General features: G+C 61.2%; 12 protein-coding genes. 2 read left to right on the forward strand and 10 right to left on the reverse strand.

The features are described 5' to 3' along the window. Positions 1 to 79: 79 nt before the first annotated feature. Complete coding sequence (gene crp, locus L6D74_RS00070) at positions 80 to 724, forward strand: cAMP-activated global transcriptional regulator CRP (RefSeq protein ID WP_011336190.1); 645 nt, start codon at positions 80 to 82, stop codon at positions 722 to 724. Positions 725 to 734: 10 nt separating this feature from the next. On the opposite strand, the gene L6D74_RS00075 is transcribed toward crp, so the two are convergent. The 4 genes from L6D74_RS00075 to L6D74_RS00090 all read right to left on the reverse strand — a co-directional run bounded on the left by L6D74_RS00075 (position 735) and on the right by L6D74_RS00090 (position 4,054). Then, the gene (locus L6D74_RS00075) at positions 735 to 1,433 is read right to left on the reverse strand and encodes a lipoate--protein ligase family protein (protein WP_236187423.1); all 699 of its coding nucleotides are present in this window, start codon (positions 1,431 to 1,433) and stop codon (positions 735 to 737) included. Positions 1,434 to 1,568: 135 nt separating this feature from the next. Further along, positions 1,569 to 2,405 (reverse strand): indole-3-glycerol phosphate synthase TrpC, encoded by an 837-nt coding sequence (gene trpC, locus L6D74_RS00080; RefSeq protein ID WP_221398202.1) that lies wholly within the window; start codon positions 2,403 to 2,405, stop codon positions 1,569 to 1,571. Further along, a complete protein-coding gene (trpD, locus tag L6D74_RS00085) occupies positions 2,402 to 3,451 on the reverse strand; it encodes an anthranilate phosphoribosyltransferase (RefSeq protein ID WP_236187424.1) in 1,050 nt (349 codons plus the stop codon). The genes trpC and trpD overlap by 4 nt, the downstream gene beginning before the upstream one ends. A gap of 9 nt (positions 3,452 to 3,460) precedes the next feature. Further along, the gene (locus L6D74_RS00090; protein ID WP_064380372.1) at positions 3,461 to 4,054 is read right to left on the reverse strand and encodes an aminodeoxychorismate/anthranilate synthase component II; all 594 of its coding nucleotides are present in this window, start codon (positions 4,052 to 4,054) and stop codon (positions 3,461 to 3,463) included. Positions 4,055 to 4,457: 403 nt separating this feature from the next. On the opposite strand from L6D74_RS00090, the gene estP reads away from it, so the two are divergent. After that, entirely contained in the window at positions 4,458 to 6,368 is a 1,911-nt protein-coding gene (estP, locus tag L6D74_RS00095; RefSeq protein WP_236187425.1) for an esterase EstP, read from the forward strand. Positions 6,369 to 6,437: 69 nt separating this feature from the next. Here estP and trpE read toward each other — a convergent pair whose 3' ends face one another. The 6 genes from trpE to L6D74_RS00125 all read right to left on the reverse strand — a co-directional run bounded on the left by trpE (position 6,438) and on the right by L6D74_RS00125 (position 13,171). After that, a complete protein-coding gene (trpE, locus tag L6D74_RS00100) occupies positions 6,438 to 7,916 on the reverse strand; it encodes an anthranilate synthase component I (protein WP_007956307.1) in 1,479 nt (492 codons plus the stop codon). Between the two features lie 71 nt (positions 7,917 to 7,987). Continuing rightward, complete coding sequence (locus L6D74_RS00105) at positions 7,988 to 8,806, reverse strand: phosphoglycolate phosphatase (RefSeq protein WP_236187426.1); 819 nt, start codon at positions 8,804 to 8,806, stop codon at positions 7,988 to 7,990. Next, on the reverse strand, positions 8,803 to 9,477 hold the full coding sequence (rpe, locus tag L6D74_RS00110) for a ribulose-phosphate 3-epimerase (RefSeq protein WP_007918813.1): 675 nt from the start codon (positions 9,475 to 9,477) through the stop codon (positions 8,803 to 8,805). Before rpe ends, L6D74_RS00105 begins: the two co-directional genes overlap by 4 nt. 114 nt (positions 9,478 to 9,591) lie before the next feature. Further along, positions 9,592 to 10,740, reverse strand: coding sequence for an iron-containing alcohol dehydrogenase (locus L6D74_RS00115; protein WP_085646877.1), 1,149 nt, complete (start codon positions 10,738 to 10,740; stop codon positions 9,592 to 9,594). Between the two features lie 346 nt (positions 10,741 to 11,086). Beyond that, positions 11,087 to 11,911, reverse strand: coding sequence for an ABC transporter permease (locus tag L6D74_RS00120; protein ID WP_011336198.1), 825 nt, complete (start codon positions 11,909 to 11,911; stop codon positions 11,087 to 11,089). A gap of 12 nt (positions 11,912 to 11,923) precedes the next feature. Further along, complete coding sequence (locus L6D74_RS00125; protein ID WP_007959935.1) at positions 11,924 to 13,171, reverse strand: ABC transporter permease; 1,248 nt, start codon at positions 13,169 to 13,171, stop codon at positions 11,924 to 11,926. Positions 13,172 to 13,317 lie beyond the last annotated feature (146 nt).

A 13,317-nucleotide genomic window follows, 5' to 3' on the forward strand; every position in this document is an offset into this window, starting at 1 on the left:
TCGCCAGACTGTGTAGCGACCGCCTCAGCGCCTCATATAAAAACCAAATATAACCGTGCAGTCTTTTCGGGATACAACCATGGTTGGTATTACCCCCACACCCAAAATCAAGAACCTCGACAAGCTGCTGATGCATTGCCAGCGCCGCCGTCACGCGGCCAAGAGCAACATCATCTGCGCCGGAGATCGCTCCGACACTCTGTATTTCATCATCCGCGGTTCGGTCACGATCCTGATCGAGGACGACGACGGCCGCGAAATGATCATCGCGTACCTGAATGCCGGGGACTTCTTCGGCGAGCTGGGTCTTTTCGAAGAGGCCGGCCAGGAACAGCAGCGCAGCGCCTGGGTGCGGGCCAAGGTTGAATGCGAAGTCGCGGAAATCAGCTACGCCAAGTTCCGCGAATTGTCGCAACAGGATCCGGACATTCTCTACGTACTCAGCGGACAAATTGCACAACGTCTGCGCAACACCACACGCAAGGTCGGCGACCTGGCGTTCTTCGACGTTACCGGCCGTGTCGCTCGCTGCCTGCTGGAGCTGTGCAAGCAACCGGACGCCATGACTCACCCGGACGGCATGCAGATCAAGGTGACCCGTCAGGAAATCGGCCGGATCGTCGGGTGTTCGCGAGAGATGGTCGGTCGCGTGCTCAAGGATCTTGAAGAACGCAACCTGGTCGATGTGAAAGGCAAGACCATGGTGGTCTTCGGCACTCGCTGAGTTCTCAATCTCAGCCGGCGTAGATCTGCGCCAGCATCAAACGAAAGAGTTCATCAAGGCGTGCCAGTGCATGGGGCGCCGGGAATTTTTCGTGCAGAGCGATGTGGCTGGCGGCACGCACCCGCTGCTCCAGGCCACACGCCTCGTTGAATCGGTTGACCGCCGCGACCATCGACTCACGTTCGTCATCCACCAGCATCGCCCCGTGCACCAACCCCACCGGACGCTGACCACCCTGACTCTGGCGCCAGCGCTGAGCGGTGCCGACCATCTTGCGACCGTCGAGATTGACGTTGAAGCGACCGTCGCAAAACGCACCGTCGATTTCACCCAACGACGAAGTGCCGCCCAACTCATCCAGCAACTCACAAATCGGATCACACAGACGCCGGTAACCGGTTTCGATGCGGTTCAGATCGCCTTCGCTGCGAGGCGGTGCATAGACCAGTGCAATATTGATGGTCGACGCCGATTGCGGAACCGGTTCGCCACCGGTTTCACGCAGCAACACCGGCCAGCCGGCAGCAGCGGAGACTTCGCAGGCGTGATCGAATCCGGAGAGACGATTCAAACGGCGCGGCATGACCAAAGCGCGATCGCTGGGCTGCCAGAACAGCAAGCCAAATTCGGCATCGCCAGCGCAGACCGAGGCCAGCAGATCCTGTTCGGCTTGCAGGCCGGCTTCGATGGTCAGGGAAACTGGAGTCATAAAGAAGTCCGTTAGACGATCAGTCTGTGGTGAATCTTATGGCCTCTTCGCGAGCAAGCCCGCTCCCAGATCAGGAATGCATTTCTCCTGTGGGAGCGGGCTTGCCCGCGAATGAGTCGACTCGGTCTGAATGAATCAGTCGAGGGTCGAACCGCTCACCGGAACGCCGCGTTCAGGGAAGAACAGACGCTGCAGTTCAATGCCCGGGCTTTCGGCGCGCATGAACGCTTCGCCGACCAGAAACGCATAGACATCGCTGATCTCCATCAACTCGACATCGGCACGATTGAGGATGCCGCTCTCAGTGATGACCAGGCGATCACGCGGAATGCGCGGCAGCAAGTCGAGGGTGGTTTCCAGACTCACGTCAAAGGTGTGCAGATTGCGGTTGTTGACTCCGACCAGCGGCGTGTCGAGGGTTTTCAACGCGCGTTCCAGCTCATCGCCGTCGTGCACTTCTACCAGCACATCGAGGCCGACATCTTTGGCCACCGACGCCAGTTCGGCCATTTTCACGTCATCCAGCGCGGAGACGATCAACAACACGCAATCGGCGCCCAAGGCACGGGCTTCGACGATCTGGTACGGATCGATCATGAAATCCTTGCGGATCACCGGCAGTGAGCACGCCGCGCGGGCCTGTTGCAGGTAGGTATCGGCGCCCTGGAAGTAGTCGATATCGGTCAGCACCGACAGGCAGGTCGCCCCGCCCTTCTCGTAGCTTTTGGCGATCTCGGCGGGAACGAAGTTCTCGCGGATCACGCCTTTGCTCGGCGACGCCTTCTTGATTTCGGCGATCACTGCCGGTTGTTTCTTCTTGGCCTGCGCCAGCAATGCCTGGGCAAAACCACGGGGGGCATCGGCCGCCTTGGCCAGACTTTCCAGCTCGCTCAGGCTCACACGAGCGCTACGCTCGGCGACTTCCTGAACCTTGCGGGCCAGAATGTTTTCCAGAACCGTCGGTACACTCATCCCTCATTCTCCACTTTGAATACCGCGGTAAAGGCACCCAACTCCTCGAGTTTTTCCCGAGCAAGACCGGTGTGCAGAGCGTCGTGGGCCAGTGCCACGCCCTCTTTCAGACTTTTCGCCAGGTCGGCGGCGTACAGCGCCGCACCGGCATTGAGCACGATCATTTCGGCAGCCTTCTGGCCGTTCTCGGTCTTGCGCTTGCCCAGTGCATCGCGGATCAGCGCCAGCGACGCTTCCGGGCCTTCGACCGACAGGCCATGCAGGCTCTGGCTCTTCATGCCCAGATCTTCCGGCTCGACCCAATACTCGGAGATCTGATCGTCTTTCAGCTCGGCGACAAAGGTCGGCGCCGCCAGGCTGAATTCATCCAGACCGTCCTTCGAATGCACCACCAGCACGTGCTTGCTGCCCAGACGCTGCAAGACTTCAGCCAACGGCCGGCACAGCGCCGGGGTGAACACGCCCACCACCTGATGTTTCACACCGGCCGGATTCGTAAGCGGGCCGAGCATGTTGAACAGGGTGCGCAGACCGAGATCGCGGCGCGGGCCGGCGGCGTACTTCATGGCTTTGTGGTGAGTCTGGGCAAACATAAAACCGATGCCGACGTTATCGATGCAGCGCGCCACCTGAACCGGGGTCAGGTTGAGGTAGATGCCGGCGGCTTCCAGCAGGTCGGCACTGCCGCTCTTGCCCGACACTGCACGGTTACCGTGCTTGGCCACGGTGCAACCGGCCGCAGCGACCACAAAGGAAGACGCGGTCGACACGTTGAAAATGTTTGCCCCGTCACCGCCGGTGCCGACCACATCGACCACGCCGTCGAGGGTCTTGAGTTCGACCTTGTCCGCCAGTTCGCGCATCACCGACACGGCGCCGACGATTTCGTCGATGCTCTCGCTCTTCATGCGCATGGCCATCATGAACGCGCCGATCTGCGCGTCCGTGCATTGGCCGGTCATGATTTCGCGCATCACGTCGCGCATTTCATCGGTGCTGAGGTCAAGGTGATCGACGATACGGCTCAGGGCTGTCTTGATATTCATGGGAAGTCCTTAGCGCGTGCCGCCGGTTTGTTTGAGGAAGTTGGCGAACAGTTCATGGCCCTGTTCGGTGAGGATCGATTCCGGGTGGAACTGTACGCCCTCGATGTTCAGGGTCTTGTGACGCAGGCCCATGATTTCGTCGACCGAACCGTCATCGAGCTGGGTCCACGCCGTCAGCTCCAGGCAATCGGGCAACGTTTCGTGTTTAACGATCAGGGAATGATAGCGGGTGACGGTCAGCGGCCGGTTCAGCCCGGCAAACACGCCCTTGTCCTCGTGGAATACCGGGCTAGTCTTACCGTGCATCACCTGCCGGGCGCGGACGACATCGCCGCCAAAAGCCTGGCCGATGGACTGGTGACCGAGGCAGACGCCGAGGATCGGCAGTTTGCCGGCGAAGTGCTTGATGGCTTCGATGGAGATGCCGGCTTCGGTCGGTGTGCACGGGCCCGGGGAAACCACGATCCGCTCAGGGTTGAGCGCTTCGATTTCGGCGATGGTCAGTTCGTCGTTGCGCACCACCTTGACCTCGGCACCCAGCTCGCCGAGGTATTGCACAACGTTGTAAGTAAAGGAGTCGTAGTTGTCGATCATCAGCAACATGGCGTTTCGAACCTCTTGAATTCTGACTTGAAGACAGCCTTCGGATGACTTGCCAGGGCGCTGCACACGTTCAGACGCGCAGGTCGCGTCGGCACAGCGGCATTTCAAACGGGCAAGGAAGGCAAAGCGATACAGATCCGGCGGGGCCGGCAGAATAGATTCAGGCGCGCCAACGCCAGCGGGCGTGTGCCTTGATGACTTGATCCAGAAGTTTGCTGGTGATCAACACGGGGAAGGTCTCGTTCATACGTTTCGGCACAGTAACTTAGCTGGGCGGAGCGTGCAATATGGCCGGGGCCGTGGGGGATAAAACAATGGGAGGGTTGACGACCGATGGCAAATCGCCGGAAGTTTTTGGTACTGTCGTTTCGTTCACTACAACAATAAATAAACGGACTTGCTCATGATCAAACAGACGTTGTTTGTACCGCTCGCCGGATGCCTGCTCGCGATGGCCTGCGCCCAGGCGAACGCCGCACCCAATCCTTATTCGAATTTCGTGGTCTTCGGTGACAGCCTGAGCGATGCCGGGACTTTCACTGACAGCGGCGGCCCGGCCGGCGCCACGCAGCGCTACACCAACCGCACCGGCCCGGTCTATCTGGACGGCAGCGGTGAACTCCGCTCGCTGAACTCGACGCAACTGCTCGGTGGCCGACTTGGCTTCACACCGGATCAAACCGCCTCCTCGTCCTCAGCGGTACGTGCCGGCCAAGGCCAGCCGGACGGTAACAACTGGGCCGTGGGCGGCTATCGTACCGACCAGATTCTCGACTCGATCACCAGCCAGTCCGCCACTGGTGAACGTACCCGCGCCGGTTATCTGCCGTCGAACGGTTTCCGCGCCGACCCGAATGCCCTGTATTACCTGACCGGGGGTGGCAACGATTTCCTCCAGGGCCGCGTCACCAGTCTTCCTCAGGCGAATGCCGCTGCCGATCGACTGGTCGACAGCGTACGCACACTGCAAGGCGCCGGCGCCCGTTACATCATGGTCTGGCTGTTGCCGGACATCGGCCTGACGCCAGCCATCAACGGTTCGCCGCTGCAAGCGTTCACTTCGCAACTCAGCGCCCAGTTCAACACCGAACTGGTCAGCCAGTTGCAGAGCGTCAATGCCAACGTCATCCCGCTGAACGTCCCGGTTCTGCTCAAAGAGGCATTCGCCAATCCGGCGCAGTTCGGCCTGGCAACTGACCAGAATCTGGTCGGCACCTGCTTCAGCGGCAACAGCTGCACGGAGAACGCGCGGTACGGGATCAACAGCGCCACCCCGGATCCGACCAAGCTGATCTACAACGACGCCGTTCACCCAACAGAAGCCGGGCAGCGCCTGATCGCCGATTACGCTTACTCACTGCTGGCCGCGCCATGGGAAGCGACCCTGTTGCCGCAAATGGCCCAAGGCACCCTGCGCTCGCATCAGGATGAGCTGCGCAACCAGTGGCTGGCAGATTGGGAAAACTGGCAGGCCGTTGGCCAATGGCGGGCGATTGTCGCCGGCGGCGGCCAGCATCAGGACTTCGACAGCCAACGCAGCGGCGCCAGCGCCGACGGCAACGGTTACAACCTGAACATCGGCGGCAGCTACCGCCTCAACGACGCCTGGCGCGTGGGCGTGGCGGCCGGTTTCTACAATCAGAAACTCGAGGCCGGCGACAACGATTCGGACTACAAGCTGAACACTTATCTGGGCACCGCATTCGCCCAGTACCAGCAGAACCGCTGGTGGGGTGACGCCGCCGTGACCGCCGGGCATCTGGATTACGACAGCCTCAAACGCAAATTCCAACTGGGGGTCAACGAACGCGGCGAGAAAGGCGATACCGACGGCTATGTCCTGGCCTTCAGCGGACGCGTGGGCTACGACATTGCGCCAGAAGCAAGCAGCCCATGGCACCTGTCGCCATTCGTCAGTGCCGACTTTGCCAAGGTTGAAGTCGATGGCTATTCGGAAAACGGCGCCGACTCCACGGCACTGACGTTCGATGACCAGTCGCGCATTTCCCGGCGTCTCGGCCTCGGGATCCAGGGCAAGTACCAGATCACCTCGCAGACCCAGGTGTTCGGCGAACTGGCCCATGAGCGCGAGTACAACGACGACACCCAGCATGTGACGATGAACCTCAATAGCCTGCCGAACAACCGCTATACCCTGGCCGGCTATGCCCCTCAAACCAACCTCAACCGCCTGAACCTCGGCGTGAGCCACAACCTCACCAAGGATCTGGCATTGCGCGCCAGCTACGACATCCGCAAGGATGACGACTTCACCCAGCAAGGGATCAACGTCGGCGTAGCGCTCGACTTCTGATTCGCAGGCCATAAAAAAACGCGGCGCCCTCACAGGCGCCGCGTTTTTTTTGGCTGAATCAGCAATCACTCAGTCCGGGGTTTGCTCGGCCAGTGCAACAGCGCGGAACATCGCCCGGCGCTTGTTGATGGTTTCTTCCCATTCCAGCGCCGGCACCGAGTCGGCGACGATGCCGCCACCGGCCTGCACGTGCAGTTCGCCGTTCTTGATCACTGCGGTACGGATCGCAATCGCGGTGTCCATGTTGCCGTTCCAGGCGAAGTACCCGACCGCGCCGCCATACACGCCACGCTTGACCGGCTCCAGCTCGTCGATAATTTCCATCGCACGGATCTTCGGCGCGCCGGACAAGGTGCCCGCCGGCAGGATCGCCCGCAGCGCGTCCATCGCCGTCAGCCCGGCCTTCAACTGACCGGTGACGTTAGACACGATGTGCATTACGTTGGAATAACGCTCGATGACCATCTTCTCGGTGAGCTTCACCGAGCCGATTTCCGATACGCGCCCGGTGTCGTTGCGACCGAGGTCGATCAGCATCAGGTGCTCGGCGATTTCCTTGTCGTCGGACAGCAGGTCTTCTTCCAGCGCCACGTCCGCCTCTTCGGTGGCGCCGCGAGGACGGGTGCCGGCAATCGGGCGTACAGTGATCAGGTTGTCTTCGACCCGTACCAGCACTTCCGGCGAACTGCCGACGACGTGGAAATCGCCGAAGTTGAAGAAGTACATGTACGGCGTCGGGTTGAAGCAACGCAGTGCGCGGTACAGATCGATCGGCGCTGCCTTGAAGTCGATCGACATGCGCTGGGACGGCACCACCTGCATGCAGTCACCGGCGAGGATGTATTCCTTGATGGTGTCGACGGCTTTTTCGTAGTCGTCCTGGGTGAAACTGGAGCGGAACACCGGCTCGGCCGCCTGCTGCTTGCTGAAATCCAGGCCACGGCGCGGGGTGATCGGCTGACGCAGTTTTTCCAGCAGTTGCTGCAATTGCGCCTGGCCTTGCTCGTAGGCATCGGCCTGCGCCGGGTCGGCCAGCACGATCGCGTGCATCTTGCCGGCGAGGTTGTCGAACACCACCACCGCATCGGAGACCATCAGCAGAATGTCCGGCACGCCCAGCGGATCCGGGTTCGGGCATTTGCCGAGGCGCTTCTCTACATAACGCACGCAGTCGTAACCGAAGTAACCCACCAGACCGCCGTTGAAGCGCGGCAGACCGGCAATGGTCGGCACGTTGTAGCGGGCCTTGAAGGTTTCGACGAAGGCAAGCGGGTCTTCGACATCGTGGCTTTCGGTCTCGACGCCATCGACGGTGATACTCACGTGATGATCGTGAACCCGCAGCACGGTGCGGCACGGCAGGCCGATGATCGAGTAACGGCCCCATTTCTCGCCGCCCTGCACCGATTCGAGCAGGTAGGAGTTGGGCTGGTCGGCCAGTTTCAGGTAGATCGACAGCGGGGTGTCGAAGTCGGCCAGGGTTTCGCAGGCCAGCGGAATGCGGTTGTAGCCGTCAGCGGCCAGACGCAGGAATTCTTCGCGGATCATAGGGTGCCTCGTGGTGTGAGGGGCAAATCAGTCAGGTGTGCAAACGCGCCGGCAGGCCGGCCAGGAACAAGTCAGGCGCGCCAACGCCAGCGGGCCAGGGCCTTGATGACTTTCATCCAGAGTTTGCGGGTGACCACCACGATGGCGTTTCCAGAAGGGGATTGAGAAGCGTCGGGCAACGTTATCTCAGCGGCCGTATCCAGGCAACCGGGAATTAGCTTGCGCAGATCGTCGATCACCAGCGCCGGGGATTCCTCGGCAATCGGCCGGCCATGGTTGTAGCCATAACTGAGCCCAACGCATTTGACCCCCGCCGCTTTCGCCGCCAGCACGTCGCTGCGCGAATCGCCGACGAACAGCGATTGCGAGGCCGGAATGCCGGACATCTTCATGACGAAGAACAGCGCCGCCGGGTCAGGCTTCTTCTGCGGCAGGGTATCGCCGCCGATGATCCACTTGAAGTAGCGGCCGATCTTCATCTGATCCAGCAGCGGTGCAACGAAGCGCTCCGGCTTGTTGGTGATCAGCGCCATGGCCACGCCCTGCTTGTGCAGCCATTTCAGGGTGTCGCGCACGCCGGGATAGACCACGGTCAGCTCATGGCTGGCGCCGTAGGCCTCCATGAAAACCTCCAGCGCATGCTCGGCTTCGACGTCATCCACGGAGGAATGATCGATACCGCCGGCCAATGCGCGGCGCACCAGCACCGGCGCACCGTTGCCGACCCACTCGCGTACCGACTCGATACCGGCAGGCTTGCGCCCGAGCGAGAGCAGCATGTTATCCACAGCCGCCGCCAGGTCGGGTACCGAATCGATCAGCGTGCCATCCAGATCGAACATCACCAACCGCGGCAGTTGCCCCGGTAACAGCTGCTCAAAACCGCTCATGGGCGAGCCAGCGCCAATTCGGAACGCATCTTGTCGATGACTTCCTGATAGTTCGGCGCATTGAAGATCGCCGAGCCGGCCACGAAGGTGTCGGCGCCAGCGGCAGCGATTTCGCGGATGTTGTTGACGTTGACGCCGCCGTCGATTTCCAGGCGGATGTCACGGCCCGAGGCATCGATGATCGCCCGCGCTTCGCGCAGCTTGTCGAGGGTGCCGGGGATGAATTTCTGCCCGCCGAAGCCCGGGTTGACGCTCATCAGCAAGACCATGTCGACCTTGTCGATCACGTACTTGAGCACGTCCAGCGGGGTCGCCGGGTTGAACACCAGGCCGGATTTGCAGCCGCCTTCACGGATCAGTTGCAGCGAACGATCGACGTGCAGCGTGGCTTCCGGGTGGAAGGTGATGTAGGTGGCGCCGGCTTCGATGAAGTCGCCGACGATGCGATCCACCGGGCTGACCATCAGGTGGGCGTCGATCGGCGCGGTCACGCCGTACTTGCGCAGCGCGGCGCAGACCATCGGGCCGATGGTCAGGTTCGGTACGTAGTGGTTGTCCATGACATCGAAGTGGACGAAGTCGGCACCGGCGGCCAGAACGTTGTCCACTTCCTCGCCCAGGCGGGCGAAATCGGCGGAAAGAATCGACGGAGCAATAACGAAGGGCTGCATGACGCACCTTTTCTGAGCTAAATCACGATGGCGCGCATTGTATACCTCAAGTTTCCGCGCGCGCACCGTGACCGCGATGATTGGGTTGTGCCATGACCGATGACCGGCAGTTTCTCAGTACGCCGCCCGGTAGATCTTCTCGATGTCGGCAGCACTGAGCTTGCGCGGGTTGTTGCGCATCAGGCGCTCGATTCCCGCGGCCTCCACGGCCATGGCCGGGATCGCTTCTTCGGGCACGCCGAAACTGCGCAAGCCCAGCGGGATTTCTACCGCCGCGCACAGTTCGGTCATCGCCGCGACCGCACTGTCGGCGGCCTCGTTGAGACTCAGATGAGCGGTCTTCACCCCCATGGCTTCGGCGATATCCTGCATCCGCTCGACGCAGGCCATCTTGTTCCAGGTCATGACATACGGCAGCAGCAACGCATTGCTGACGCCGTGGGCAATGTTGAAACGCCCGCCCAGCGGATACGCCAGTGCATGCACCGCGCCGACCCCGGCATTGCCGAACGCCATGCCGGCCATCAGGCTGGCGGTGGCCATGTCCTCTCGGGCTTGCAGGTTGGAGGGATTGGCGTAGGCCTTGGGCAAGGACCGGGCGATCAACTTGATCGCGCCGATGGCCAGTGAATCGGTGATCGGCGAGGCATTCAGTGACAAGTAGGATTCGATGGCATGCACCAGCGCATCGACACCGCTGGCGGCCGTCACGCTGCGCGGGCAGGTCAGGGTCATCTGCGGGCTGACCAGCGCCACATCCGGCAACAGGTAGTCGCTGACGATGCCTTTCTTCAGTTGGGCGACCTTGTCCGAAAGGATGGCGACGTTGGTCACTTCAGAACCGGTGCCGGCCGTAGTCGGGATGGCGATCAGCGGCGGGCCTTTGCGCGGCACCTGATCGACGCCGAACAGATCCTCCAGCGCGCCGTGATAACCGGCGTACGCCGCGACGCTCTTGGCGATGTCGATGGCACTGCCGCCACCGAGGCCAATCAGACCGTCATGCCCGCCCTCTCGGTAGACACGCATGCAATCCTCGACGATGGCGATTTCCGGATCGGGCAACACGCGGTCGAAGATTTCATATTCACGCTGGCCGATCTGCGCCAGCGCCAGCTCTACAGTCCCGGACTTGACCAGCGCGGCATCGGTGACGATCAGCGGGTTGTCTATATCCAGCCGCGTTAGCTCGGCCGCCAGTTGCTCGATGGCCCCGGCGCCGGTGATCAGTTTGTGAGCAATCTTGAACGAGGAAAGACTCATCGTGCGCAGCCTCTTATAGATGTGGGAGCTGAGCACAAGCGTAGCTGGGGAATTCGGGTTGTCTGGTATTCAGGGTGTGAATGACGGAGGCAAGATCAAGAGCGCCCTCACCCTAACCCTCCCGAAACGTCGGACCGCCCGTAGGGAGAGGGGACTGACCGTGGTGAGTTTTCGCTATACACCGACCTGAATTACCGAGTCGAACTCAGGTTTTGAAAAGCGTGTAGATCAGCTCCCTTCCTCAAGTCGAACACAGATTCTGAACTGCACGAATATCTGCTCCCTTTCCCCTCGCCCCCTTGGGGGAGAGGGTTGGGGTGAGGGGGTAACGATCTCAAGCCGAACACTAAACCTGAGCAGTACGCAGTTTTTCACTCCGCCCACGCAACCATTCCAGCGTCAGCAACAGAATCACCGAGAAGGCAATCAACAACGTCGCAGCCGCCGCAATCGTCGGGCTCAGGTTCTCGCGAATCCCGCTGAACATCTGCCGTGGCAGCGTCGCCTGCTCGGGACCTGCGAGAAACAGCGTCACCACCACCTCATCGAACGAGGTCGCAAAAGCAAACAGCGCCCCGGAAATTACCCCCGGCGCAATCAGCGGCAAAGTCACCCGGCGGAACGTGGTCAATGGCGAAGCACCAAGACTGGCCGCCGCCCGCACCAGGTTATGGTTGAAACCCTGCAGCGTCGCCGACACCGTGATGATCACGAACGGCACACCGAGCACCGCGTGCACCACAATCAGCGAGAAGAAACTGTTGCCCAGGCCCAGCGGCGCGAAGAACAGGTAACTGGCCACACCGATGATCACCACCGGCACCACCATCGGCGAAATCACCAGCGCCATCACCAGCGGCTTGCCGGGAAAGTCGCCACGGGTCAGGCCGATGGCCGCCAACGTGCCGAACACCATCGCCAGCACGGTCGCGGCCGGGGCGACGATGATGCTGTTCTTCAGCGAGCGCATCCATTCCGCCGAAGCGAAGAAGTCCTGATACCAGTGCAGCGAAAAGCCTTGCAGCGGATACACCAGGAAACTGCCCGAGTTGAACGACAGTGGCACGATCACCAGCACCGGCAGGATCAGGAACAACAGGATCAAGCCGCAGAGGATCCGCAAGCTGTAGAACCACACCCGCTCGACGGGCGACATATAAGGACTCAGCATTTCAAATTCCCCTTAGCTCAGGCGCAGGCGACTGGCGCCTACCAGCCAGCTGTAGATCAGATAAAGCACCACGGTCGCCAGCAGCAACAGCCCGCCGAGTGCGGTGGCCATGCCCCAGTTGATGCTGGTGTTGGTGTAGAACGCGACGAAGTAGCTGACCATCTGATCGTTCGGGCTGCCCAGCAGCGCCGGGGTGATGTAGTAGCCGATGGCGAGGATGAACACCAACAGGCAACCGGCGCCGACACCTGCGTAAGTCTGCGGGAAGTACACCCGCCAGAAACTGGCGAACGGATGGCAGCCGAGGGAAATCGCGGCACGCATGTAAGTCGGCGAGATGCCTTTCATCACGCTGTAGATCGGCAGGATCATGAACGGCAGCAGGATGTGCACCATCGAGATGTAAACCCCGGTGCGGTTAAACACCAGCTCCAGCGGTTTATCGATGATCCCCATCGCCATCAGCGCGCTGTTGATCAATCCGCCGGATTGCAGCAACACGATCCACGCGGCGACTCGCACCAGGATCGAGGTCCAGAACGGCAGCAACACCAGAATCATCAGCAGGTTGCTTTGACGCGACGGCAGGTTGGCCAGCAGGTACGCCAGCGGATAAGCGAGCACCAGGCAGATCACGGTGATGATCAGGCCCATCCAGAAAGTCCGGGCGAAGATGTCGAGGTAGATCGCCTGATCCGGGGTCGCCGGAGCAATTTCGCCGAGGTCGTCGATGCGATGATCCACCGCCGCCAGCAGATAGAACGGGGTGATGCTGCTGGTGTTACGCTTCACCGCTTGCCAGTAGGCCGGATCGCCCCAACGCTCGTCGAGGCCTTCCAGTGCTTCTTTATAAGAGGCCGGTTCGCTGGCGAAGGGCAGCGAGCGGGCGGTTTTGGTCAGCAGGCTGCGATAGCCGGCCAACTCCATGTTCAGGCGCTTGGACAGATCGCCCAGGGTCTGGTTTTTGCGCGCTTCGGCGAGGTCTTCGCTGGCAGCTTTATAGACCGGTTCGGCGGGCAGGCCTCGGCCGTCCCACGCAGCAATCGCGGTTACGGTGCGCGGCATGCCGCCAACCACTTCCGGGTTGCCGACACTTTTATAGAGCAGCGCCACGATCGGCACCAGGAACACCAGCAACAGAAACAGCACCAGCGGCGCGATCAGCGCCTGGGCCTTCCAGCGGTTGACCCGCTCGGCGTGCTTGAGCCGCTGCTTCAAGGTGGGGCTGTTGCCCTCGTTCAGGGGAACGGCGATGGCCATGACGTACTCCGCAAATCTTTGATCGTTACAGAGGCGGCAAGCCACCTCGAACTTTTAATGTGGGAGCGGGCTTGCTCGCGAAGGCGGCGTGTCAGTCGACATCAAGGTGAATGTGCTGACGCTTTCGCGAGCAAGCCCGCTCCCAC

Origin of the sequence: Pseudomonas pharyngis (assembly GCF_021602345.1) — a bacterium.
GTDB lineage: Bacteria > Pseudomonadota > Gammaproteobacteria > Pseudomonadales > Pseudomonadaceae > Aquipseudomonas > Aquipseudomonas pharyngis.